The sequence below is a fragment of the Rhizobium sp. Leaf262 genome, assembly GCF_001422245.1.
Lineage (GTDB): Bacteria > Pseudomonadota > Alphaproteobacteria > Rhizobiales > Rhizobiaceae > Agrobacterium.
This window is the reverse complement of sequence record NZ_LMMM01000012.1, coordinates 38,600-62,289: the sequence shown is the minus strand read 5'-3', so window position 1 is coordinate 62,289 and position 23,690 is coordinate 38,600. Positions and strand designations below refer to the sequence as shown.

Below are 23,690 nucleotides of genomic sequence, written 5' to 3'. Positions count from 1 at the left end.
CTGTGGTGAGTCAAGAACGCCCTGTCGGAAATATTTCATGTAAAATGGTTATCAGCGGTTCATGACAGATATTATAAACCCGCCACCCGCAGCCAAACCGTCTCTCGCCGAACTCACATCCGTCTTCGCCCGCATAGGCTGCCTCAGCTTCGGCGGTCCCGCCGGACAGATCGGCATGATGCACCGTGTGGTGGTGGATGAGAAACGCTGGGTGTCTGAAGCCCGCTTCATGCATGCCCTCAATTATTGCATGCTGCTGCCGGGGCCGGAGGCACAGCAACTGGCCACCTATATCGGCTGGCTCATGCATGGTGTGCGTGGCGGCATCATCGCCGGAACGCTCTTCATCCTGCCGGGCTTCTTCGCCATCGTGGCACTTGCTGCCGCCTATTGCCTCTATCAGGACACCCATTGGCTGCCGGGCCTTTTGTTCGGCCTGAAGGCCTGCGTGCTGGCCATCGTTATCGAAGCCTTGATCCGGGTGGCCAAGCGGGCGCTGGTCAGTCGTTTTCTTGCAGGCATCGCAGCGGCGGCCTTCATTGCGCTATTCGTCTTCGGTCTGCCGTTTCCGCTCGTCATCTTCGCGGCTGGCCTGATCGGCTTTCTGCGTGCGCGTCATGCCGCCGTTGAACTAAGTGAAACGGATGCAGAGGCGGCACCAGTCACGCTTCTGTCTCGGGTGAGGGGCCTCGTGCTGGGACTGGTGATCTGGCAGATCCCGCTGGCGCTGATTTTCCTTTTCTCCGCGCCGGAAACGCTGGCGACCTTACAAAGCTTCTTCTCGCGCATGGCCGTCGTCACCTTCGGCGGGGCCTATGCTGTGCTGGCCTATGTCGCGCAGGTGGCGGTGGAAACCCATGTCTGGCTCAGCCCCGGCGAAATGCTGGATGGTTTGGCGCTGGCCGAAGCCACGCCGGGGCCTCTGGTGCTGGTGCTGCCCTATATCGGCTTTCTGGCCGGGTTTCGCCATGGGGAGTGGCTGGACCCGATGGTCGCAGGCATGCTTGGCGCGACAGTAACGGCGTGGGCGACATTCGTGCCCAGCTTCATCTTCATCTTTCTCGGCGCACCCTATGTCGAAAAACTGCGCAACAATCGCGCTCTATCGTCAGCTCTTTCGGCCATCACGGCAGCGGTCGTGGGTGTCATTCTCAACCTTTCCATCTGGTTTGGGCTGCATGTGCTGTTTGGCGAGGTCAAGCGCATCGCTGTTCCGCTAAGCTTCGGCCCCGGCCTATCCTGGCCGGTCTGGAATACGCTCGATCCCTTTGCGACAGGCCTACTGGTCCTGTCCTTGCTGATGCTGATGCGCTGGAAAGTCGGCATGGTTCCGGTGCTGGCGCTTGGCATCGCAGGCGGTGTTCTTCGCCTCTGGCTGATGTGATGTGCCGCCGCATGAGGTGGCGGCACATCTGATTACTTGCCTTCGACAGCAGGCCGCATCGTTGCTACAGACGGTGTGCGGTGCGTCTTCGATCGGTAGAACGGCCGCTCCACATATTTATGCGCGAGGTAAGAGAAGGGGATGGCCGTGGCGAAGGTCAGCGCCGCCAGCATGGCGAAATAGGTGCCTTGGCTGAAACCCTGATCGTTCAGCACATACATCCAGCCATAAAGCGGGATCATGTGCAGCAGATAGAGCGAGTAGGAGACCGTGCCGAGGAACATCATGGCGGGATGCTCCAGAAACATCGCCACGAAACCCTTCTTGCGGCCCTTGTCGCGCACCATGATGGCGCTGGTGAAGACGAAAATCCAGGCGCCGATGGCCAGATCGAAATAACCGACAATGGCGGCCAGAGGCAAAACCACAGGCGGCGACATGAAGGGCTGGTCGTCCCAACGCATCTTCCAGAGATAATAGCTTGCAATGCCTGCCGCAAAATAGATGGCGTAGTTGGCGAGGATTGCCCCATTGGGCCAATGGCGGAAATACCAGACGCCGACAACGGAGGCCGCAAGGAAGCCGACGCGCACGATGTTGCTGGAATGGTGGAGGCACCAGAACGCCAGCGGCGCAATCAGGTAGAACTGGAACTCGGTGGAAATATTCCAGGCCTGACCCAGAAACGCATAGGCACCGAGCGGCAGCCAGCTATCGGGAATGATGCCATGCAGCATGGTCATATGGGCAAGCGCGTTCATTTCCCAGTTCTCGAAACTGCGGTTGAGAATGGCGATGCGGCCCGCATTGCGCACGCTTTGGAAATCGGCTGTGTGCAGCGCTTGATAAGCCACCCAGGCAAAGGCAATCGACAGGAAAAACGCGAAAATATAGACGGGATAAATGCGTTTGATGCGCCGCGTGATATAAGTCGAATAGTCTTCCGATAGAGAGGACATCATGACGAAAATCACGAAACCGCTCATGATGCAGAAGATTTGCACGCGGATTTTCTCGTTGATCAGGGGTTTCAGCGCACCCATGCTGTCTGGGTCGATACCGGCTGCGGGCAGCAGGTGAACCAGAACAACCCATGCGGCCAGAAGACCGCGAAGACCCTCGAGCTGGTCAATTCTCTTCATCGATGGCTCCTCGGTTGAGTAAGCCAGCCCCACCCCTATAAAAACACGTCAGGCGTGCGATCACAACATGTTGCAGTGCAAAAAGGCGAACTCGGCGATCTGGTTGCCGGTTCGCGGGACACCTTTTTGCTTGTAATCGGCCTGCCGGTTTGCCATGTCACGCCCAAGCGTTTTTGCAAAATCTGGCATTTTTGAAAGTCTGGAAGCAGCTCATGGCCCACCGCATTTCCACCCTTGGCGAAATCACAGATCGGTTCGACGTCGTTTTGTCGGATGTCTGGGGTGTGCTGCACAACGGCGTTTCGGCGTTTCCGCAGGCGTCGGTCGCGCTGGAAGCGGCACGCAAGGCCGGCAAGACGGTCGTGCTCATCACCAATTCTCCACGCCCGTCGAATGGCGTCATCCCACAGTTGCGGGCGCTGGGCGTTCCCGATAGCGCCTATGACCGGATCATCACCTCGGGCGATGTCACGCGTGAGCTGATTGCGCAGGGACCGAAAAAGGTCTTCCTTCTGGGACCAGAGCGCGACTTGCCGCTGCTGGAAGGTCTCGATGTCGAGGTCGCACCGGAAGCGGAAGCGACTGTGGTAGTCTGCACCGGCTTTTTCGATGACGAAACCGAAACGCCGGAAGACTATACCGATATGCTCAAGGGCTTCGTTGCCCGCGGTGTGCCGATGATCTGCGCAAACCCCGATCTGGTGGTGGAGCGCGGCGAGCGTATCATTCCCTGTGCCGGTGCTGTGGCCGCTTATTACGAGCAACTGGGTGGCGAGGTCCGCATCGCGGGCAAACCGCATGCACCGATCTACGAGGCCTGCCTGGTTGCGGCCAAGGAAGTACGCGGCGATTTTGCCAAGGATCGCGTGCTGGCCATCGGCGATGGCATGCCGACCGACGTCAAGGGTGCCATCAATGCCGGTCTTCAGTTGCTGTATGTCAGCGGCGGCATTCATGCGGCGGAATATACGCTGAACGGCGAGACGGACGAGGCCTTGATGAACGCCTATCTGAAAGGCCAAAATGCAGCCCCCGGCTGGTGGATGCCGCGTCTTGCCTAACCGTGTGGCACCAGCATAGAGTTCGCCCATGACCGTTTTTCACCGCAATGAAAAAAAGGAGCTGCTGCCCGAAAACCTGAAGGGCGGCGTCATCGCCATTGGCAATTTCGATGGCGTGCACCGTGGCCATCGCGCCGTGCTGGACCATGCGCTGGAGCTCGCCGCATCCCGCAACGTTCCAGCCCTTGTCCTGACATTCGAGCCGCATCCGCGCACAGTGTTTCGCCCCGAAACGCCGGTTTTCCGGCTCACGCCCGCATCCGTTAAGGCGCGGGTTTTGGAAGCGGAAGGGTTCAACTCCGTCATCGAATACCCGTTCGACCGGGATTTCTCGCAGCGATCTGCGGAAGATTTTGTCAAATCCATTCTGGTCGACTGGTTGGGTGCGAGTGCTGTCGTCACCGGCGTGGATTTCCACTTCGGCAAGGGCCGCGAAGGCGGTCCGGCATATCTCATGGCGGCGGGGAAAAAGCATGGCTTCGATGTCATGCTGATCGATTCCTTCCGCGACGAGGGTGCGGAAATCGTCTCCTCCAGCCGCATCCGGGAATTACTGTCGCAGGGCGATGTCGCCGGTGCCGCTGGCCTGTTGGGTTATCGTTACACGGTCGAGGCCGAAGTCATCGGCGGGCAGAAGCTCGGTCGTACGCTGGGCTACCCCACTGCCAACATGGCGCTGCCGCCGGAAACGGAGCTGAAGCCCGGCATCTACGCCGTCCGCTTTCGCCGCCCCGATGGCATGCTTTATGATGGCGTTGCCAGCTTCGGCTACCGCCCCACCGTCACCGACAACGGCGCGGCCCTTCTCGAAACCTTCCTCTTCGATTTCTCCGGCGATCTCTACGGCGAAATCTGCGCCGTGTCCTTTTTCGGCCATCTACGGGACGAGCTGAAATTCGATGGGCTGGAGCCGCTGGTGGCGCAGATCAAGCGGGATGAGGAAGAGGCGAGGGCGCTGCTGTCAGGCGTCACGCCGCTCAGCGAGCTGGACGCGAAAATCGCATTTTGATGGTTGGTGTCGGATTTGGCGACAGACATGCGCATTCAAACCGACAAACCTCTTCCTTTTTGCGGGAAAAACGCATAAACAACCGCCATGTACCAATTTCGGTTGACGTTCATTTCCCGAATTATTGGCCCGGCCTTTCGCGCGCAGTAAGCAGCCGAAAGGTCCGGGATTTCGGCGCTTGCCGCAAGCGCCTCTCCGCTTTGCCCCTCTTGCACTCAAGACGGCGCAACCCTGAAATTCTTTGGCAATTTCGGGCACGCCGCATAACGGTATGATCATGAACGACACCGCACAGACAATCGATTATTCCACCACGCTGTATCTGCCGCAGACGGATTTTCCCATGCGCGCCGGTCTGCCCCAGAAGGAACCGGAAACGGTTGCCCGCTGGCAGCAGATGGGGCTTTACAAGAAGCTGCGCGCTTCAGCCGCCGGCCGCGAAAAATTCGTGCTGCATGATGGCCCTCCCTATGCCAACGGCAACATCCACATCGGCCACGCGCTGAACAAAATCCTGAAAGACGTCATCACCCGCTCTTTCCAGATGCGCGGTTTCGACGCCAACTACGTCCCCGGCTGGGATTGCCACGGCCTTCCCATCGAGTGGAAGATCGAGGAAGCCTATCGCGCCAAGGGCAAGAACAAGGACGAGGTTCCGATCAACGAATTCCGGCAGGAATGCCGTGAGTTCGCGGCTGGCTGGATCGAAAAGCAATCCGCCGAATTCAAGCGCCTCGGCATCGAGGGCGATTTCGAACAGCCCTACACGACCATGAACTTCCACTCGGAAGCCCGCATCGCTGGCGAACTGCTGAAGATCGCCAAGAGCGGCCAGCTTTATCGAGGGTCGAAACCAGTCATGTGGTCGGTTGTCGAGCGCACGGCTTTGGCTGAGGCCGAGGTTGAGTACCACGACGTTGAAAGCGACACGATCTGGGTGAAGTTCCCGGTTCGGTCTGCTGGCGGCACAGTCGGTGAAGGTGGTGATAACCCGGACGACTTCAAGTCGGCGAGTATCGTCATATGGACAACAACGCCTTGGACAATACCGGGTAATCGCGCGATCTCGTATTCGTCAAAAATCTCCTATGGTCTGTACGAGGTTACCGCAGCAGCCAACGATTTCGGGCCACGCCCTGGTGAAAAGCTAATCTTGGCTGATAGTCTTGCTGAGGAATGCTTCAATAAGGCAAAGCTTGAGTTCAAGCGACTGAGGGATGTCAAAGCGTCAGCTCTTTACGGCATGACGTGCTTCCATCCTTTGTTCGCGTATCCAGAAAATTGGAACGACGCACCTTACTCGTTTCAGGTCCCTGTCCTTGATGGCGATCACGTCACCGATGACGCGGGTACCGGCTTCGTGCACACGGCTCCCGGTCATGGTCGTGAGGACTTTGACGCGTGGATGTCTCAGGCGCGCGATCTGGAAGCACGCGGCATCTCGTCCAAAATCCCCTTCACCGTTGGCGATGACGGCTTCTACACCGAAGATGCCCCCGGTTTCGGCCCATCTGCCGAAGGCGGCGCTGCCCGCGTGATGGACGATAACGGCAAGAAGGGTGATGCCAATGAGCGTGTGATCAAGGCGCTGATCGTGGCCAACAACCTGTTTGCCCGTGGCCGCCTGAAGCACAGCTATCCCCATAGCTGGCGCTCCAAGAAGCCGGTCATCTTCCGCAACACGCCGCAATGGTTCGTCTATATGGACAAGGAACTGGGCGATGGCACCACCCTGCGCTCGCGTTCGCTTTCGGCCATCGACGATACCCGTTTCGTGCCAGCCGCTGGCCAGAACCGTCTGCGCGCCATGATCGAAAACCGCCCGGATTGGGTGCTATCGCGCCAGCGCGCCTGGGGTGTGCCTATCGCTGTCTTTGCCGATGAAAAGGGCGAAGTGCTGCTGGACGAGGCCGTCAATGCCCGCATTCTGGAAGCCTTCGAGGCCGAAGGTGCCGATGCCTGGTTTGCGGATGGTGCCAAGGAACGCTTCCTCGGCAACGATCACGATCATGCCAAGTGGCATCAGGTGCGCGATATCCTCGACGTCTGGTTCGACTCGGGCTGCACGCACACCTTCACGCTGGAAGATCGCCCTGACCTGAAATGGCCAGCGGACGTCTATCTGGAAGGCTCCGACCAGCATCGCGGCTGGTTCCACTCGTCGCTGCTGGAAAGCTGCGCGACGCGTGGCCGTGCGCCTTACAACGCCGTCGTCACCCACGGTTTCACCATGGACGAGCAGGGCCGCAAGCAGTCCAAGTCGCTCGGCAACGTCGTGGCTCCGCAGGACGTGATGAAGGAGTCCGGCGCGGATATCCTGCGTCTGTGGGTCATGACCACGGATTACTGGGAAGATCAGCGTCTGGGCAATGCCATCATCCAGACCAACATCGATGCCTATCGCAAGCTGCGCAACACCATCCGCTGGATGCTGGGCACACTGGCGCACGACAAGGGCGAAGAGATCGCCTATGCCGATCTGCCGGAGCTTGAACAGCTGGTGCTGCACCGCCTGTCCGAGCTGGATCAGGTCGTGCGTGACGGTTACGATGCCTTCGACTTCAAGAAGATCACCCGCGCGCTGATCGATTTCGCCAATGTCGAGCTGTCGGCCTTCTACTTCGATATCCGCAAGGATGCGCTCTATTGCGACGCCCCGTCGTCGCTGAAGCGTCGTGCCTCGCTGTCGGTCATCGCAAAGCTGTTCGATTGCCTCGTCACCTGGCTTGCCCCTATGCTGCCGTTCACGACGGAAGAGGCATGGCTTTCGCGTTACCCCGATGCGGAATCGGTGCATCTGGTTCAGTTCCCGGAAGTGCCTTCGGAATGGAAGAACGAGGCGCTGGAAGCCAAGTGGGACAAGATCCGCAAGGTGCGCACTGTCGTAACCGGCGCTCTGGAAGTAGAGCGCCGCGAAAAGCGCATCGGCTCCTCGCTGGAAGCAGCACCCGTGGTGCATGTGGCCGATCCTGAACTGCTGGCTGCACTCGAAGGTCAGGATTTCGCTGAAATCTGCATCACTTCCGCCATCTCGGTTGTGGCAGGCGAAGGTCGGGCGGATGCCTTCCGTCTGAGCGAAGTGCAGAAGGTATCGGTCGAGCAGAAGCTCGCCGAAGGCCGCAAATGCGCTCGCTCATGGCGCATCACCACCGATGTCGGCTCCGATCCTGCGTTTCCGGACGTATCGGCGCGTGATGCCGTCGCGCTGCGAGAGCTGGGTGTGGTCCATTAAGAAAAGTACCGGATGAATTGCACTTTGGCCGTTCATCCGGTAAACCTGCCTGAAATTGGCCGGATTTTAGCATCAATGCGGGCTGGCGGTCGTCGGGACGACTAGGGCGGAAGGGTTTCAAAGAGTATGACGCAGAGTTTTCGCATGTACGGCACCATTGCGGGCGTAATATCTGTCAGCCTGGCTTTGAGTGCGTGCACCAGCCCGACCTATGGCACGGGCAAGACTGCTGCTGAGCAATTGGTAGACGACCTTGGTAATGCGACGTCCATTACCGGCGATCAGTCCAAGCGCAGTGTGAAATACAATCCCCGTCCGGGCCTCGTCGTGCCTGCTCAGGCGCGTGGCGAACAGCTTGCGCAGCCGCAGCAGAGCCTTGCCAACAGGGAAACGAACCCGCAATGGCCGGAAACGCCGGAAGAAGCGCGTGAACGCCTGCGCAAGGAAGCCGACGAAAACCGCGACAACCCGCACTATCGTTCGCCGCTTCTGGCAGGTAACGGCACCAATGGCCAGATGACCGAAAGCCAGAAATGGGAAGCCTTTCGCAAGGCCAAGGCCGACGCGCAGGGCGGCACCATCGTCAACAGCAATCAGCGCAAATTCCTGACCGATCCGCCGGTAGAATATCGTAGCGTTCCTCAGGACCAACTGACGGATCTCGGCACACCGGAGGCCAAGAAGGAAAAAGAGCGCAAGAAGAATGCCGCGCTCGCGGGCACCGGCAAAAGCTGGTGGAACCCGTTCCAGTAAGAGTTGATTGGCGGCTGTGCGTTCTTTTTTGTAAGCCCACACCGCTACCTCCGTCATCCTCGGGCTTGTCCCGAGGATCTGACGGACCCCTACGTCGAACGTGGGTAGACCCTCGGGACAAGCCCGAGGGTGACGTTGAATGTGAGGCGAGCGTCGCATCCGCTCCAACCCACCTTACACACCATCATCATTCCGCTTCCCCTGAAAAAACCCGCGCAAGATCTCCGCACTCTCCACCTCCGCCATGCCGGAATAGACCTCCGGGGCATGGTGGCATGTCGGCTGGTTGAAAAAACGCACGCCGCTTTCCACCGCACCACCCTTCACGTCATTGGCGCCATAATAGAGGCGGCGGATGCGGGCAAAGGATATGGCGGCGGCACACATGGTGCAGGGCTCCAGGGTCACATAAAGGTCTGCGCCGGGAAGCCGTTCCTGCCCCAGTTCTTCGCAGGCCATGCGGATTACAGCGATTTCGGCATGGGCGGTCACGTCGTTCAGTTCGCGGGTTCTGTTGCCCGAACGCGCGATCACGCGCCCATCCAGCACCAGCACGGCACCGATCGGCACCTCGTTTCGTAAGGCTGCTGCCTGTGCTTCGGCGAGCGCCAGGTCCATGAAATGCGTCGTTTCCGCCATCGTCAGTGCAATTTCCTCTTAACCAGTGCCGCGTGACCTGATAGGACACGGCAAACAACAGGCAAACAACAAATGACATTCAAAGACAAGCCGAAGCGCGCTGGCGGCAAAACATTCGACCGTGACAGGAAGCCGACATCTTCGGCAAAGCCTGATGCGGCGCGCGAAAAGAAGCCATTTGCCGCAAAGGCCGAGACTGTCGTGAGTGAGACGGCACCTGCCAAGCCAGAGCGCATCTCCAAAATCATGGCCCGTGCGGGCGTGGCCTCGCGCCGCGATGTGGAGCGCATGATCATGGAAGGTCGCGTTTCGCTGAACGGCGTCAAGCTGGAAAGCCCTGCGGTCAACGCCACCCTCGATGACAAGATCGAGGTCGATGGCGCGCCGATCCGCGGTGCGGAGCGCACGCGGCTGTGGCTCTACCACAAGCCATCAGGTCTGGTGACGACCAATTCCGATCCCGAGGGTCGCCCCACGGTTTTCGACAATCTGCCCAAGGAACTCCCGCGTGTCCTGTCCATCGGACGTCTGGATATCAACACCGAAGGCCTGTTGTTGCTGACCAATGACGGCGGCCTGTCGCGCGTTCTCGAACTGCCGACCACCGGCTGGCTACGCCGTTACCGCGTGCGCGCCTATGGTGAGGTGGACCAGGCCGCACTCGACAAGCTGAAAGACGGCATTGCCGTCGATGGCGTTCTCTACGGTGCCATCGAAGCCACGCTGGATCGCACCCAGGGCCACAATGTCTGGATCACCATGGGTCTTCGCGAAGGCAAGAACCGTGAGATCAAGAACGTGCTGGGCGCCATCGGCCTTGAGGTCAACCGCCTGATCCGCATTTCCTATGGTCCGTTCCAGCTGGGTGACCTGCCGGAAAGCCAGGTGGTGGAAGTGCGCGGTCGTATGCTGCGCGATCAGCTCGGCCCGCGCCTCATCGAAGCTGCCGGGGCCAATTTCGATGCGCCGATCTACGATGCCGTTACCGAAGACGACGAAGCTCCAGCCCAGCGTCCCGTAAAGTCCGAATGGACCAAGCGCGGCGATGCCGAGCAGAACCCGCGTGGCGGCAATTTTGCGGAAAAGCGCGACAATCCGCGTGACCGCGCGCAAGGCAAGCCCGATGCGAAGCGTCCCGGCAAGCCTTTTGCAAAGAGCCGCGATGACGAGCGCGACGACGACCGTCCAAAGCGTCCGCAGATGGGCAGCAACCGCACCGCCAATGTGTGGATGGCCCCCGGTGCCAAGCCAACGCGTGATGGCAAGGAGCGCAAGTCCGTGCGCGCCGAAGCCGAAAGCGTCTTCAAGCCATCGGCAGAAGCCGATGCGCGTCGCGCTATCGTCAGACATAGGGACGTCGATGGCGAATGGATACGCGCAGACAAGCCCGCGCAGGACGAAAGCCGTGGTCGCGGCAGAGGCGAACGAGGTGGCGAGAAATCCTTTGGAGATCGCAAGCCGCGTGACGCAGGCGACCATGGTGATCGCCCCCGTGGCGACCGTCCCTTCAGCGCACGCCCGGATCGCGGCGACCGCCCGGCCCGGACAGGAGAACGGAGCGAACGCCCTTACGGCGACCGCAAGCCACGCGATAATGCAGAGCGCAGTGACCGTCCTCGCGGCGAACGCTCATTTGGTGATCGCCCCGCCCGTGCGGAACGGCCCTTCGGCGACCGTCCGGCCCGCAGCGAGCGCCCCTTCAGTGACCGCAAGCCGCGCGAAGAGGGTGACCGTCCACGCGGTGAGCGTCCGTTCGGTGATAAGCCACGCGGCGCAAAACCCTTTGGCGACAAGCCGCGTGAAGGTCGTCCGTCCGGTGGTAAGCCGGGTGGGTTCGGCGGCAAGCCAGCATTCGGCAAACCGCGCGGCGAGCGCTCCGAAGGCGGATTTTCCGGCAAGGGGCCTGCTGGTGGCGGTAAAGGCGGAGATCGCAAGGGCCCGGGTAACGGTCCCGGCGGCAAAGGCCCAGGTGGCAAACCTTCTGGAGGCAGGGGAATGACGCGTAATGCGGATCGTAGGCGGTGAGTTTCGCGGCAGGTCTCTTGCCGCTCCGAAATCGAATACAATCAGGCCCACCATCGACCGTACGCGGGAAAGCCTCTTCAACATACTGAGCCACGCCTATCCGGAAAGTCTGGATGGGACGCGCATCCTCGATGTTTTCGCGGGCACCGGTGCGGTCGGGCTTGAGGCTCTGTCACGCGGCTGCCGCGTGGCGCTGTTCGTTGAGAACGGCGTCGAGGGCAGGGGTCTGCTGTGGGAAAACATCGATGCTCTCGGCCTGCATGGTCGTGCGCGCATTCTGCGCCGTGATGCCACTAAGCTTGGCAGCGTCAACAATATCGAGCCGTTCGATATGCTCTTCGCAGACCCGCCTTATGCGCAGGGGCAAGGCGAAAAAGCATTCTTGGCGGCTCATCTGGGCGGTTGGCTGGTGCCGGGTGCACTGGCCATTCTCGAAGAGCGCGCCGATGTGCTGGTTACGGTCGATCCGGCGTTCAAGCTTCTGGAAAGCCGGACCTTCGGCGATTCCATCATGCATTTCTATCGCTACGAGCCTTGAGTGACGGCGGTGACGCGCGGCTAAGTGTTGCGCGTCACTCTCCTGTCGTCTTTGTGTCATAGAGCGGGACGGCACATGACATGAAGGAGAGGCCGCGCCATTGGCTGACAAGAAAAAGAAACTCTCAGGCAAAAAGCGCAAACGCAAGGACGCAGCGAGAGACAATTCCGTAGCGCAAGTCCGTGATCCGACATTTGCACTGGCGCTGGGGGGCGGTGGCGCACGCGGCATCTGCCATATCAACATGGTCGAAGCCCTAGATGAACTGGGCATTCGCCCGACGGCCATTGCGGGCTCCTCCATCGGCTCCATCATAGGTGCCGGCATGGCAGCCGGGATGAGCGGACGCGATATCCGCGAATATACGCTGGAACTCATGGGCAAGAAGGGCAGTGTCGCCAACAAGCTCTGGAGCCTTGGCCCAGCCTCCATGCGCCACGCCGTTTTCGGCTTCCGTTTGGGTCAGTTTAATCTCGAACTCGTTCTCGATGCCCTCCTGCCATCGGCCATGCCTAAGACCTTCGAAGGGCTGAAAATTCCGCTGAAGGTCACGGCGACGGATTATTATGCGCAGTCCGAAGTCATCGTCGAAGATGGCGATCTCAGGCAGGCGCTTGCTGCATCTTCCGCTATTCCCGCCCTGTTCATGCCCATCCGCATGAATGACCGGATCATGATCGATGGCGGCATTTTCAATCCCGTTCCTTACGATCATCTGCTGGACAAGGCGGATATCGTGATCGCGGTGGATGTCGTCGGCGGGCCGGAAGGCGATGGCACGACAATGCCCAGCCGCTTCGAGAGCCTGTTCGGTGCCAGCCAGTTGATGATGCAATCGGTCATTTCCCTGAAGCTGCGCATGCACCCGCCGCACATTTTCCTGCGCCCTCCAGTCAACCGCTTCAAGGTGCTGGATTTCCGCAAGGCGCACGAAATCCTGGCCGAATCTCAGGTCAGTAAGGACGATCTCAAACGGCAGATCGAGATGCAGGTGGAGCTTTATCATCGCGGTCACGGCGTGGACGCGTAAGCATTTCGCTCAATTACCGGTGAAATGCGGCTTTGGCCTTGATGCGGCAGATGGGCCGCAATAAATGAAGGTCAACGAAAGGCTTAGCCCATGTCCTCAGATATCGATTCCTCCAAGCTTCTCGAGCGCGCCAGTGAACTGGTCGATCTGGCCCGCCGCGCAGGCGCGGACGAGGCGGACGCCGTCATCGTGCGCTCGCGCTCGCAATCCGTCGGCGTGCGGCTCGGCAAGGTGGAAAGCACGGAATCCTCCGAAAGCGACGATTTCTCGCTGCGCGTCTTCGTGGGCAAGCGCGTCGCCAGCGTTTCGGCCAATCCCGGTTTCGACCTGAAGACATTGGCCGAACGCGCCGTCGCCATGGCCAAGGTTTCGCCTGAAGACCCCTATGCCTGCCTTGCGGACAGCAACCGGCTGGCAAATTCCTATGACGACCTGCAACTCTTCGACCCGACCGAAGTCTCCGCCGATGAGTTGCGTGAGGCGGCGATGGCGGCAGAAGAAGCGGCGCTCGCTGTGCCCGGTGTCAGCAATTCCTCGGGTGCCGGGGCCTCCAGCGGCATGGGCGGCCTTGTACTGGTCACCTCGCATGGCTTTGCAGGCAGTTACATGGGCAGCCGCTTCGGTCGCTCCGTCAGCGTCATTGCTGGTGAAGGCACCAAGATGGAGCGCGATTATGAATACGACAGCCGTCTCTATTTCGCCGATCTCGACAATCCTGAAGACATCGGCCGCCGTGCGGGTGAAAAAGCGGTCAAACGTGTCAATCCACGTCAGGTCGATACCGGCAGCAACGTGACGGTCGTGTTCGATCCGCGCATCGCCCGTGGTTTCGTCGGCAGCATCGCCGGTGCCATCAATGGCGCATCGGTTGCGCGCAAGACCAGCTTTCTGCGCGACAAGATGGGACAGCAGGTGCTGAAGAAGGGCCTGTCCATCACCGACGACCCGCAAATCGTGCGCGGCCCATCCTCCCGACCCTTCGATGGCGAAGGCGTGCGCGGTGAAAAGCTTGTGATGATCGAGGACGGCGTGCTGAAGCACTGGTTCCTCTCGACATCGACGGCGCGTGAAATCGGTCTGGAAACCAATGGACGCGGAGTGCGCGGCGGAACGTCGGTCTCTCCGGCCTCCACCAATCTGGCACTGGAACCGGGCGATATCTCACCGCAGGATCTGATCGCCCAGGTTGGCACCGGTTTTTACGTCACCGAACTGATCGGCCATGGCGCCAATCTGCTGACGGGTGAATATAGCTGCGGCGCGAGCGGTTTCTGGATCGAGAATGGCGAAAAAACCTTCCCGGTCTCTGAGGTTACGATTGCCTCCAACCTCAAGGGCATGTTCATGCGGGTCACGCCTGCGGATGACATAGACCGCAAATATGGTGTGGCTTCACCGACGCTCGCCATAGAAGGCATGACCATAGCGGGACGCTGATACCGCCATTCGGCGGTTGATTTGGCTGGCTTGGCGTGCGCATGTTCAGGCATGGAAAAACTGTCTTCAACGGGCCGCGCAACAAACGACGATACCATGAACGATATTTCAGGACGCGACTGGCGCACCGACCTCGACCTCATATTGGACGCAGCCCGACAGGCGGGCCGCGTCGCCTTGCAGTTCTTTCGCAAGGACCCGGAGGTGTGGTGGAAAAAGGGTCATTCTCCCGTCAGTGCCGCCGACTATGCCGCAAACGAACTCTTGGAAAGCGTTCTTCGAAAGGCGCGGCCGGATTATGGCTGGCTGTCCGAAGAAACGGACGATGACGAGGAACGTCTGTCGAAAGAGACGCTGTTCGTCGTCGATCCCATCGATGGGACACGCGCCTTCATCGGAGGCAAGGACACATGGTGCGTCAGTGTCGCCGTGGTCCATGATGGCAGACCCGTGGCCGCCGCATTGGTCGCACCCGCTTTCGAGGAAGAGTTCAGCGCGCTGACGGTCGGCCCCGCCATGAAGAACGGACGACCGCTTTCTGTCAGCGCAGAGGGCGAGAACGAGATAAGGCTCGCGGCTCCCGAAGATGTGATTGCACGTCTGCCACAGGTGGTGAAGGCACGGGTGCACCGCATTCCGCATGTGCCGTCGCTTGCCTATCGACTGGCGATGGTGGCGGATGGGCGCATCGACGGTACTCTCGTCAAGGCCAATTCGCATGACTGGGACCTTGCAGCTGCCGATCTCATCCTGGAAAGGGCAGGCGGAAGCCTCGTCGATCTCAACGGAGCGCGGCTCACCTATAACCGCCGTCAGGTCACGCACCCGGAATTGTGTGCAGCTGCCGATCACATCATGCCGGTTCTGCTCCAACCCCTCAACCTGTCTGACAGAGGTTGATTTTCCCACTGAAATCCCGCAAATGAGGGGCTCTTCGGGCAATTGACTATTAGAAAGAAGAGATAAATGACTGCAGCGGGCGACCAGAAACAGCTTCTTCACCTCGTATTCGGCGGCGAACTTGAAAATCTGCAGGACGTGCAGTTTCGCGATCTGAAGGCCGTCGATATTGTCGGTATCTTCCCCGACTATGCATCGGCACTGACGGCGTGGAAGTCGAAGGCACAGCAGACTGTGGATAACGCCCATATGCGTTATTTTATAGTGCATATGCATCGTCTACTTGATCCTGACAGCAAATAATCGCTGCTTTCCTACTTCCTTTGTACTATACCAGACAGAGCAAAAGGTTGTGCGCGTCCCCTTAGGGCACGCACAACATCTGGGGTGGACGTGCATTTTTTCGCAGATCGATTTTGTCCTGAAACAAAAAAGACGCATTTTTATACGAAGTAGGCCTCCAAGCATCGAGCTCGCACCGCCGGGGCGGTTTGCAAGATCCGATGTCTTACCAACAAGATAGAGCGGCGCGGGTATATCCGTATATGTGGCGTTAAGCTCCGGCAGGGATCACAGGGGAAAGCATTGCGCGAAATGATCGAAGGCAGCATGTCATGAACAGCCGTATCGCACGTTTCGCCCTTTCGGGTTACAGAATTGCTGGCGTCGCCGCTTACCCGTTTGCCCGACCCTACCTGATGTATCGTTCCGCCAAGGGCAAGGAAGACAAGCGCCGCCGTATGGAGCGTTTCGGCCATGCGAGCGCGGATCGCCCGCGGGGGCCTTTGGTCTGGTTTCATGCCGCAAGCGTGGGGGAGACCCTGGCCCTCGTGCCACTGATCCGCGAAATCCGCAAACGCGACATTCACGTTCTTTTGACCACCGGCACCGTCACCTCGGCAGAGCTCAGCAAGACACGTCTGGGTGATGACATCATTCACCAATATGTGCCGCTGGACATCAAAATTTCCATAAACCGGTTCCTGAGCTACTGGATGCCGGACGCAGCCATCACTGCCGAATCCGAGATATGGCCGGTGACGATGATGGAACTCGAGCGTCGCCACATTCCGCAAATTCGCGTCAATGCACGCCTTTCTGACCGCTCTTTCGGTCGGTGGCACAGCCGCTCGGATTTTGCCGAAGCCCTGTTCAGCAAGCTTGCTCTTGTCGTGGCGCAGTCGGATGTCGATGCCGAACGGTTCCGCGATCTGGGTTCGTGGCCTGTCGTCGTTTCCGGCAACTTGAAGGGTGACACCGATCCGCCCCCATGCGAGGCCACGGCTCTCGACACCTATCGTCGACAGATCGGCAATCGCAAGACATGGGCCGCCATTTCGACCTTCGACGGCGAAGAAAAGGCTGCGGGCACTGTTCATAACGCGATCAAATCGCGTGACGGGCAACTGACCATCATCGTGCCACGTCACCCAGAACGCGCCGATGACATCGAAACCATGCTGAAGGGCATGAACCTGACCGTGGCGCGCAGAAGCCGCAATGACGCTATCACCCCGCAGACCGATATTTTTCTGGGCGACAGCATCGGCGAGATGGGGCTTTATCTCCGTCTGACGGAACTGGCTTTCGTGGGTCGTTCGCTGATGGCGGAAGGCGGGCAGAACCCGCTGGAGCCCGCCATGCTGGGCTGCGCGGTGCTATCAGGCGCGCATGTGCAAAATTTCCGCGAAGCCTATCAGAAACTGCTGCGGTCCGGCGGCGGTCGCATCATTCGCGACGTCGAAATGCTGGCCAAGGCCGTGCATTACCTGCTCGTCAACGACAATGAGCGCTATAAGATGATCGATGCCGGCGGCAAGGTCATTCAGGACATGCGCGGTGCGCTGTCTTCGACGGTCAAGGCGTTGGAGCCCTATATCAATCCATTGACGGTGACGGCGAAGCTGCAGCCTCGCAGTGCGGTTGGCTGATCGTGCCGTTGGGGAGTGATGCCCGATCACCCGCGTCCATAGCGGCCATTCTGTTCGACAAGGACGGAACGCTGATCGGCTATGATGCGAGCTGGGGACCCGTTAACCGGGAGCTTGCGCGGATCGCCTCGCAGGGAGATGCTGCGTTGGCAGATCGCCTGCTCCTTGCCTGCGGCATGGACCCCGTAACCGGGCATGTCGAAGCCGACAGCCTGCTTGCTGCCGGCAATACCGCGCAGATCGCCCATGGGCTCGTCGCGGCAGGTTCACCCTGTGATATTGCCGACCTGACCGCCCGTCTCGACCGCCTGTTCACCGAAGCTGCCGGACAATCGGTTGCCGTGACCGATCTCAAGGCGCTGTTTGCAAGGCTCAAGGCAAGGGGCTATCGCCTCGGTATCGCATCCAGCGACAATGAGGCGTCGATCCGGCAGCTTGCCAAACGCTTCGGTTTCGAGACCGATCTCGATTTCGTCGCAGGGTATGACAGCGGCCATGGTACCAAGCCGCAGCCCGGCATGGTCCTTGGTTTCTGCGCCGCCATCGGTCTGTCACCGGATCGCGTCGCTGTCGTGGGTGATAACAATCACGATCTTCACATGGGCAGGAATGCAGGCGCCGGTCTGTGCGTTGCCGTGCTGACCGGCACGGGTTCCAGAGAAAGCCTTGGCGGCGATTGCGACTACTGTCTTGCCGATATCACCGGGCTGGAAAGCCTGCTGCCCACCCGCATTGCGCCCTGAGGTCTTGCCCGGCAACGGGCGGTCTTTGCAAAATCCTTACTTTTCTGGCAGATAGCTGCTGCGACCAATAAGGGAACGCGGGAGTTTGGGGACGGATGGTTTCGGAAGCGCCGCCATTCTGGTGGGAAAAGTCCGGTTGGCAGGCCTGGGCGTTGGCACCCTTTTCATTTCTTTACGGTAAAGTCGCCGGCAAGAGGATGAAAACGGCAAAGCGTGCCTCCGTTTCGGTTCCAGTCATCTGTATCGGCAACTTCACCGTCGGCGGCGCGGGCAAGACGCCTACCGCCATTGCCATCGCACGGGCTGCTCTGGACAAAGGCCTCAAGCCGGGTTTTCTCAGTCGCGGCTATGGTGGCACGCTGGACGTCACAACACTGGTGGATGCCGATCATCATCGGTCTGTCGATGTGGGCGATGAGCCCCTGCTGCTGGCGCGAGAGGCGATCACCGTCATTTCTCGTCGACGGGTCGAGGGCGCACGCCGTCTTGTTTCGGAAGGCGTGGATCTGATCATCATGGATGATGGTTTTCAAAGCGCGCGGCTGACGCTTGACTATGCGCTTGTGGTGATCGACACGCAGCGCGGCATCGGCAATGGTCATCTCGTTCCCGGTGGCCCGGTTCGTGCGCCTCTCGACGAGCAGATGCGGCAGCTGACCGCCATCCTGAAAGTTGGTAACGGGCAGGCAGCGGACGCCATCGTGCGCACCGCGGCACGCGCCGGAAAGCAGATCTTCGTTTCATCGATCCAGCCACGGCCTCAGCCCGATTTTGTGGGAAAGCGCGTGCTCGCCTATGCGGGCATCGCCGATCCCGCGAAGTTTCACCGCACGATCGAGCAACTTGGCGGGAACATCGTCACCAAACGATCTTTTCCGGATCACCATCATTTCAGCGATGAGGAAGTTCGCGATCTTCTGGATGAGACGTCCAGGCAGAACCTGTTACCGGTCACCACAGCCAAAGACGCCGTGCGGCTCAAAGGGCACCACGGCGATGCCGCCAGATTGCTTGAGACTACGTTGGTCATCGATATCGACATGGTATTTGACGATCCGAATGCTGCCGGTGCGATCATCGATACCGCCGTACAGAATTGCCGTCGCCGCAAGCTTCAGCAGGCCTGACCTCGAAAGCTCCGGCTACAGCACACACCGTCGCGGCACCATGTCAGTCTGTGCCGAATATATGAGCCGAAGGAACTATCTGCCTTTCGGATGCTTATCCTGATGATATGAGCGCCGTTTTGTTCGCTCTCTGGTTTCAGGAGGATTTTCATGCCGCAGGAAAATACGGAAAAGAAGGTGTTCACCCCCCGCGAAAGTCGCCAGGGTTTTAAGGGTAGCCCCGTTTTGGTGATTCTGATCATCAGTCTCCTGCTTGCGGGAGCAGTCTGGCTCGTAGCCGAGACATGGGGCGAAAGCACCGCGCCCGCCACGACAGAAACCCAGCCCGCACCCGGCCCCGCTTCTTCAGCACCTGCGGCCAATCCAGGAGCGCAGAGCGGTCAGGGTTTCGACAACAACCAGCCTTCTGGCTCGGCCCCCGCCACAGAGGGCACGGATCGCAATCCAAGCTCCACCAATACTACCTCACCTTAAAGAAAAAGCCGGGCTTGAAACCCGGCTTTTTTGTTGGTGAGTCATGCTAGAGTGTTTCTATCTAACAAGGCAACGCTCTGGGATCAGGCGTTGCGCTTCTGGTTGGGCAAGGCGCCCGCCCGTTTTTCTGCTTCCAGTGACGCCGCCGCATCCGCATAGGGTTCCTGGCGCAGAACGTTCCAGTAACGGAGTTCATCGAGCGGGATCTGTTTGCCCGTCATTGCGCAGATGACATGCGATCCGGTCTGCACGATGCGCATGTCGCCATCGAGATATTCGACCTTTGCTTCGCGATTGCCGCCGCCTTCAAATCTGTTCATCCGTCTCATCTCCTGACACACCGCCTTTTTAGTGAAGCCTACGCCATAATGCCAGACTGCTGGCGGGGAATATCTCAGCTTCTGCCGAACAGCTTTTCGATGTCGGAAAGCTTGAGTTCGATATAGGTGGGACGACCGTGGTTGCACTGGCCGGAACCTGGAGTGTTTTCCATCTGGCGCAAGAGGGCATTCATCTCCTCCGGGCGCATACGGCGACCAGCGCGGACCGACCCGTGGCACGCCATAGTCGCGGCCACATATTCCAGCTTGCTCGCAAGGCTGCCAGCCGTGTCCCATTCGGCAATCTCATCGGCAAGCTGGCGGACAAGGCCCTGCACATTGACCTCGCCCAACATGGCGGGTGTTTCCCGCACGGCAACGGCACCGGGTCCGAACCGCTCGATGGCAAGGCCCATACTGTCGAAGCTTTCGGCATGCTCCATCAACCGGTCGCAATCCTCCTCCGGAAGGTCGACGATTTCGGGAATAAGCAGAACTTGCGACGCAGGGCGCTTGGAATGCAGCGCCTTGCGGATTTCCTCGAACACCAGACGTTCGTGCGCGGCATGTTGATCGACGATCACAAGGCCGTCTTCCGTCTGGGCGACGATGTAATTGGCATGGACCTGCGCCCGGGCCGCTCCGAGTGGAAAGCGGGATGGCTCGTTCGCACCGGCACTGTCGCCTGAGGTGCCAGCTGTGTCGGTTCGCGCCGTCGGCATGGTGATATCGGCGAATTGAGACTGCGGCGTTTCGTGCAGGGCCAGATCGTTCGGCATAGAGAGGGGGCGTGAGGGCGAGGAGGCAGGCGTCCACGCTTGCGATGCGTAAGAGCGAACCGTCGAAGGGCTGTAGCCGGGGCGAAACGCACTCATCATCTGGGCAGCCCCCGTTGTCGAGGCGCGGTCGCCCTCGCGGGTCAAGGCCTGGCGCACGGCACCGACGATCAGTCCACGGATCAGGCCGGGGTCGCGAAAACGGACATCGGATTTTGCCGGATGCACGTTGACATCCACCAACGCCGGATCAAGCTGAAGCGACAGAACGGCGATCGGGTAACGGCCATGCGGTATCGTTTCCGCATAGGCACCGCGCAGGGCTGATAACAGCAGCTTGTCCTGAACGGGGCGACCGTTGACGAACATGTATTGATGCGCCGAGTTGCCGCGATTGAAGGTCGGCACGCCCGCAAATCCCGTGAGGGTGACGTCTTCGCGCTCCGCATCGATTTCAATGGCGTTGTCCTTGAAATCGGCACCGAGAATTTGCGCCATGCGCGCGAGATGATCATCGCCGGTGGCTGGAAATTCTAGCGTGGAGCGGTCTGTCCCCGAAAGCACGAAGCGGATGTTCGGAAAGGCAATCGCCATGCGCTTGACGACGTCTGTAATTGCCGCAGCCTCGGCCTTTTCCGTCTTGAGGAATTTCAGGCGAGCGGGCGTGGCGAAGAAGAGATCGCGAACCTCCACGATCGTGCCGGTATTGGACGGCGCGGGTCTGACGGGCGACAGTTTGCCGCCGGCGACGGAAATGATGGCACCTTCCTGTGCGCCTTGCTGACGGCTGGTGATGGTCAGCTTGGCGACGGAACCGATCGAGGGCAGGGCCTCGCCGCGAAAGCCCAATGTGCTGATATCGTCCAGCGTCGTGGAAATTTTCGAGGTGCAGTGCCGGCGGATCGCCAGTTCGAGATCGGAGGCCGACATGCCACAGCCATTGTCGGAGATGCGCACAAGCCCCTTTCCACCTCCTGCCGTGGCGATCTCGATGCGCGTCGCGCCCGCATCGATTGCGTTTTCGATCAACTCCTTGGCCGCGCTGGATGGTCGCTCGATGACCTCGCCTGCTGCGATCTGGTTGATCAGTGTTTCGGAAAGCTGCTTGATGGACATGGGGTCATTTTCGTGGATTCGCGGGTCTTGTGAAAGAGAATTCGTGCACAGAACGGCATATAGGCCGGTTGTCCCGCCAATTTTTCCAAATGGCGATGTTAAGTGCCTTTTAAGGTAAAGGGTTTACTCTGTCTTCAGCTTGAAATGAGTGCAGCATTCATGATCCCGTTGGTTTGACGGGGCATGCGACGGAAAGCTGGGGCCGTCGCATCATATGAAAAGGTTTGCTTCAAGTCTCAACCCCGCATGTCCATAAATTTTATCCATTTCCGTACGGTCATTGGCCAATCTTTTTGTGAGTGAAAATTTCGCTTGAGACGTGCGTGTGAGGAATTGCAATGACGAATGAGGCGCCGATCTGCGCAGACATTCATACTGCCATGTTCGACGCCGTTTGCGACGCGATCTCCTCTGCGCTGATCATCTACGACCGTCACGACCAGATTGTCTTTGCCAGCCGCCGTGTCCTTACTCACTTCGCCGTGTGCGAAACCAAAGTCGCTGTCGGCACTCGCCTGCGCGACTTCTTGGCCGCACTTTACGATTGCCAGCGCGCATCGGGTGATGAAGCGCTTTCCCACAGCGTGGAGCGGGAAGACTGGATTGCCGAACAGCTTGCATCACACTGGAAAGAGCGATCCGAATCCGTAGAGCAGACCGCTGGCGATCGCTGGCTGCGCGTCATGAAGCGCCGCATGCCGTCCGGCATCGGCATCTGCGTCATCTCCGATATTTCCGAACAGAAGAAGCGCGAAGACCAGTGGCGCTCGGACATCGAGCGGGTCCAACTGACCGAGGAAATCCTGGATACGCTGCCTTTGTCGATCTTCGTCAAGGATCGCCACACGACCTATGTCGCGGTCAACAAGGCGGGCTGCACGCTTTTGGAAACGTCCAGCGATCTCATTCTTGGTCGCACCGTCTCAGACATTCATTCAGACCCGCTTGCCTCGCGCATCGATGCCATGGACCGGCATGTTCTCGAGACGGGAACGCCCGCCATTCTGCCTGAGCGGATAACCCGGTTAACCGGCGAAGAGGTCCTCGTCATCACCAGAAAACAGCGCGTGGGCAAGCCCGGTCGCTATTTTCTCGTCACGACCATGGACGATGTCACAGCCTTCTCGACGGCAGGCTCCGATGGCAAAAGCGTCATCCGAGGTCTGGAGCACATCTCCTTCGTCGCGTCGTCTTATATGGACGATGAAAATCATCAGGCGGCCCAAATCCTGAAGGGCCGCAGCATGTTGCTGGTGACGCCGAATGCGCTGCTCGGTGAAGTCGCCCGCAAGAAAATGGTAACCGTGGGTGTGGATTGCGCGGTCGCTGCAAGCCTGACGGAGCAGAGGGCATTCATGGAATTTGCCGCATCGGCAGGCGTGCGGATCGACCTCGTCATCGTCGATGTGCAGCTAGACATGGCCTGTCTCGATCTACCGCAGTCCTTCGGTGTGGACGTCCTTACCGTGGACGATTTTCTGCTGGAAAGCTCGCTTATCAGCCAGCTCACCAGACATTTTCGGCTGAACAGCCAAGTGCTCGCGTCCTTGCCGTCGCCCGACAGCGCCTGGGAGATTTCGACAGGTGTCGGCCCGGCACCCGTCAAAAAGACCGCTCTCGATGTTCTCGTCGTCGAAGACAACAACATCAATCAGATCGTTTTCTCCCAGATTATGGAAAGTCTCGGCTTGAGCTACAAGATTGCGGCGACCGCCAAGGATGCGCTTCAGGCCTTTGAGCAGGAACGGCCTTCTTTCATTCTGCTGGACACGACATTGCCGGATATGGATGGTTTCGAGGCGGCACGCCGATTGCGCAACATGATGGGCGCGGAGCGCGATCGCACCCCGATCATTGGCGTCGTCTCGCTTGCTTTCGATGGCGACCGGCAGGCCTGTCTTGCTGCGGGGATGGACGATATGCTTCTGAAACCCGTCAGCCCGGATATGGTGGAAGTGCTGTTCAAGCGTCATCTTCCGCAACGGGAGTATCAGGTGCGCGGCTAAGCCAAAGACTGCACCTTAACAGCGCACTTTACCCTGAAAATCTGTGG

20 protein-coding genes are annotated in these 23,690 nt (G+C 59.4%); 16 read left to right on the top strand and 4 right to left on the bottom strand.

From position 1 onward, the window contains the following. The first annotated feature begins 61 nt into the window (after nucleotides 1–61). Nucleotides 62–1,384 carry a chromate efflux transporter gene (chrA, locus tag ASF29_RS11345; RefSeq protein ID WP_062450797.1) on the top strand — a complete coding sequence of 441 codons (1,323 nt, stop codon included), beginning with the start codon at nucleotides 62–64 and terminating at the stop codon, nucleotides 1,382–1,384. A 32-nt stretch (nucleotides 1,385–1,416) separates the two neighbouring features. Here the strand turns inward: chrA and ASF29_RS11340 are convergent, their stop codons facing one another. After that, complete coding sequence (locus ASF29_RS11340) at nucleotides 1,417–2,526, bottom strand: acyltransferase (protein ID WP_062450796.1); 1,110 nt, start codon at nucleotides 2,524–2,526, stop codon at nucleotides 1,417–1,419. A 212-nt stretch (nucleotides 2,527–2,738) separates the two neighbouring features. On the opposite strand from ASF29_RS11340, the gene ASF29_RS11335 reads away from it, so the two are divergent. From ASF29_RS11335 to ASF29_RS11320, 4 genes are all read left to right on the top strand, one after another. Beyond that, the gene (locus ASF29_RS11335) at nucleotides 2,739–3,587 is read left to right on the top strand and encodes a TIGR01459 family HAD-type hydrolase (RefSeq protein WP_062451026.1); all 849 of its coding nucleotides are present in this window, start codon (nucleotides 2,739–2,741) and stop codon (nucleotides 3,585–3,587) included. 28 nt (nucleotides 3,588–3,615) lie between these two features. Further along, nucleotides 3,616–4,596, top strand: a complete 981-nt coding sequence (locus ASF29_RS11330) for a bifunctional riboflavin kinase/FAD synthetase (RefSeq protein WP_062450795.1) — start codon at nucleotides 3,616–3,618, stop codon at nucleotides 4,594–4,596. Between the two features lie 277 nt (nucleotides 4,597–4,873). After that, nucleotides 4,874–7,828 (top strand): isoleucine--tRNA ligase, encoded by a 2,955-nt coding sequence (gene ileS, locus ASF29_RS11325; RefSeq protein WP_062451025.1) that lies wholly within the window; start codon nucleotides 4,874–4,876, stop codon nucleotides 7,826–7,828. A 126-nt stretch (nucleotides 7,829–7,954) separates the two neighbouring features. Continuing rightward, nucleotides 7,955–8,581, top strand: coding sequence for a hypothetical protein (locus ASF29_RS11320; RefSeq protein WP_062450794.1), 627 nt, complete (start codon nucleotides 7,955–7,957; stop codon nucleotides 8,579–8,581). Between the two features lie 174 nt (nucleotides 8,582–8,755). Here the strand turns inward: ASF29_RS11320 and ASF29_RS11315 are convergent, their stop codons facing one another. Further along, a complete protein-coding gene (locus tag ASF29_RS11315; protein ID WP_062450793.1) occupies nucleotides 8,756–9,220 on the bottom strand; it encodes a nucleoside deaminase in 465 nt (154 codons plus the stop codon). A 72-nt stretch (nucleotides 9,221–9,292) separates the two neighbouring features. On the opposite strand from ASF29_RS11315, the gene ASF29_RS11310 reads away from it, so the two are divergent. The 10 genes from ASF29_RS11310 to ASF29_RS11265 all read left to right on the top strand — a co-directional run bounded on the left by ASF29_RS11310 (nucleotide 9,293) and on the right by ASF29_RS11265 (nucleotide 19,425). Beyond that, a complete protein-coding gene (locus ASF29_RS11310) occupies nucleotides 9,293–11,245 on the top strand; it encodes a pseudouridine synthase (RefSeq protein ID WP_062450792.1) in 1,953 nt (650 codons plus the stop codon). After that, nucleotides 11,226–11,783 carry a 16S rRNA (guanine(966)-N(2))-methyltransferase RsmD gene (gene rsmD / locus ASF29_RS11305; protein WP_062450791.1) on the top strand — a complete coding sequence of 186 codons (558 nt, stop codon included), beginning with the start codon at nucleotides 11,226–11,228 and terminating at the stop codon, nucleotides 11,781–11,783. The genes ASF29_RS11310 and rsmD overlap by 20 nt, the downstream gene beginning before the upstream one ends. A gap of 199 nt (nucleotides 11,784–11,982) precedes the next feature. Then, on the top strand, nucleotides 11,983–12,813 hold the full coding sequence (locus tag ASF29_RS11300; protein ID WP_062451024.1) for a patatin-like phospholipase family protein: 831 nt from the start codon (nucleotides 11,983–11,985) through the stop codon (nucleotides 12,811–12,813). 90 nt (nucleotides 12,814–12,903) lie between these two features. Then, nucleotides 12,904–14,250 carry a TldD/PmbA family protein gene (locus tag ASF29_RS11295; RefSeq protein WP_062450790.1) on the top strand — a complete coding sequence of 449 codons (1,347 nt, stop codon included), beginning with the start codon at nucleotides 12,904–12,906 and terminating at the stop codon, nucleotides 14,248–14,250. Between the two features lie 96 nt (nucleotides 14,251–14,346). Further along, nucleotides 14,347–15,150: a 3'(2'),5'-bisphosphate nucleotidase CysQ gene (locus tag ASF29_RS11290; RefSeq protein WP_062451023.1), complete on the top strand. Its 804-nt coding sequence runs from the start codon at nucleotides 14,347–14,349 to the stop codon at nucleotides 15,148–15,150. A gap of 66 nt (nucleotides 15,151–15,216) precedes the next feature. Beyond that, nucleotides 15,217–15,453: a DUF4170 domain-containing protein gene (locus ASF29_RS11285; protein WP_062450789.1), complete on the top strand. Its 237-nt coding sequence runs from the start codon at nucleotides 15,217–15,219 to the stop codon at nucleotides 15,451–15,453. A 311-nt stretch (nucleotides 15,454–15,764) separates the two neighbouring features. Next, the gene (gene waaA, locus ASF29_RS11280) at nucleotides 15,765–17,081 is read left to right on the top strand and encodes a lipid IV(A) 3-deoxy-D-manno-octulosonic acid transferase (protein WP_062450788.1); all 1,317 of its coding nucleotides are present in this window, start codon (nucleotides 15,765–15,767) and stop codon (nucleotides 17,079–17,081) included. Between the two features lie 2 nt (nucleotides 17,082–17,083). Continuing rightward, nucleotides 17,084–17,824: an HAD family hydrolase gene (locus ASF29_RS11275; RefSeq protein WP_082453467.1), complete on the top strand. Its 741-nt coding sequence runs from the start codon at nucleotides 17,084–17,086 to the stop codon at nucleotides 17,822–17,824. Nucleotides 17,825–17,919: 95 nt separating this feature from the next. After that, nucleotides 17,920–18,951: a tetraacyldisaccharide 4'-kinase gene (gene lpxK / locus ASF29_RS11270; protein WP_062450787.1), complete on the top strand. Its 1,032-nt coding sequence runs from the start codon at nucleotides 17,920–17,922 to the stop codon at nucleotides 18,949–18,951. Nucleotides 18,952–19,101: 150 nt separating this feature from the next. Continuing rightward, on the top strand, nucleotides 19,102–19,425 hold the full coding sequence (locus ASF29_RS11265) for a hypothetical protein (protein ID WP_062450786.1): 324 nt from the start codon (nucleotides 19,102–19,104) through the stop codon (nucleotides 19,423–19,425). Between the two features lie 83 nt (nucleotides 19,426–19,508). On the opposite strand, the gene ASF29_RS11260 is transcribed toward ASF29_RS11265, so the two are convergent. After that, nucleotides 19,509–19,745, bottom strand: coding sequence for a DUF2093 domain-containing protein (locus ASF29_RS11260; protein ID WP_062450785.1), 237 nt, complete (start codon nucleotides 19,743–19,745; stop codon nucleotides 19,509–19,511). Between the two features lie 74 nt (nucleotides 19,746–19,819). Continuing rightward, nucleotides 19,820–21,637: a DNA mismatch repair endonuclease MutL gene (mutL, locus tag ASF29_RS11255; protein ID WP_062450784.1), complete on the bottom strand. Its 1,818-nt coding sequence runs from the start codon at nucleotides 21,635–21,637 to the stop codon at nucleotides 19,820–19,822. Between the two features lie 338 nt (nucleotides 21,638–21,975). Here mutL and ASF29_RS11250 point away from each other — a divergent pair, with 338 nt between their 5' ends. After that, entirely contained in the window at nucleotides 21,976–23,643 is a 1,668-nt protein-coding gene (locus ASF29_RS11250) for a response regulator (RefSeq protein ID WP_062450783.1), read from the top strand. Nucleotides 23,644–23,690 lie beyond the last annotated feature (47 nt).

Coding starts and splice junctions, on each gene's coding strand:
- waaA (WP_062450788.1), top strand. CDS start 15,765: ATGAACAGCCGTATCGCACGTTTCGCCCTTTCGGGTTACAGAATTGCT.
- mutL (WP_062450784.1), bottom strand. CDS start 21,637: ATGTCCATCAAGCAGCTTTCCGAAACACTGATCAACCAGATCGCAGCA.
- ASF29_RS11290 (WP_062451023.1), top strand. CDS start 14,347: ATGAACGATATTTCAGGACGCGACTGGCGCACCGACCTCGACCTCATA.
- ASF29_RS11295 (WP_062450790.1), top strand. CDS start 12,904: ATGTCCTCAGATATCGATTCCTCCAAGCTTCTCGAGCGCGCCAGTGAA.
- ASF29_RS11335 (WP_062451026.1), top strand. CDS start 2,739: ATGGCCCACCGCATTTCCACCCTTGGCGAAATCACAGATCGGTTCGAC.
- chrA (WP_062450797.1), top strand. CDS start 62: ATGACAGATATTATAAACCCGCCACCCGCAGCCAAACCGTCTCTCGCC.
- ASF29_RS11340 (WP_062450796.1), bottom strand. CDS start 2,526: ATGAAGAGAATTGACCAGCTCGAGGGTCTTCGCGGTCTTCTGGCCGCA.
- ASF29_RS11265 (WP_062450786.1), top strand. CDS start 19,102: ATGCCGCAGGAAAATACGGAAAAGAAGGTGTTCACCCCCCGCGAAAGT.
- ileS (WP_062451025.1), top strand. CDS start 4,874: ATGAACGACACCGCACAGACAATCGATTATTCCACCACGCTGTATCTG.
- ASF29_RS11320 (WP_062450794.1), top strand. CDS start 7,955: ATGACGCAGAGTTTTCGCATGTACGGCACCATTGCGGGCGTAATATCT.
- ASF29_RS11310 (WP_062450792.1), top strand. CDS start 9,293: ATGACATTCAAAGACAAGCCGAAGCGCGCTGGCGGCAAAACATTCGAC.
- ASF29_RS11260 (WP_062450785.1), bottom strand. CDS start 19,745: ATGAACAGATTTGAAGGCGGCGGCAATCGCGAAGCAAAGGTCGAATAT.
- lpxK (WP_062450787.1), top strand. CDS start 17,920: ATGGTTTCGGAAGCGCCGCCATTCTGGTGGGAAAAGTCCGGTTGGCAG.
- ASF29_RS11250 (WP_062450783.1), top strand. CDS start 21,976: ATGACGAATGAGGCGCCGATCTGCGCAGACATTCATACTGCCATGTTC.
- rsmD (WP_062450791.1), top strand. CDS start 11,226: ATGCGGATCGTAGGCGGTGAGTTTCGCGGCAGGTCTCTTGCCGCTCCG.
- ASF29_RS11315 (WP_062450793.1), bottom strand. CDS start 9,220: ATGGCGGAAACGACGCATTTCATGGACCTGGCGCTCGCCGAAGCACAG.
- ASF29_RS11285 (WP_062450789.1), top strand. CDS start 15,217: ATGACTGCAGCGGGCGACCAGAAACAGCTTCTTCACCTCGTATTCGGC.
- ASF29_RS11330 (WP_062450795.1), top strand. CDS start 3,616: ATGACCGTTTTTCACCGCAATGAAAAAAAGGAGCTGCTGCCCGAAAAC.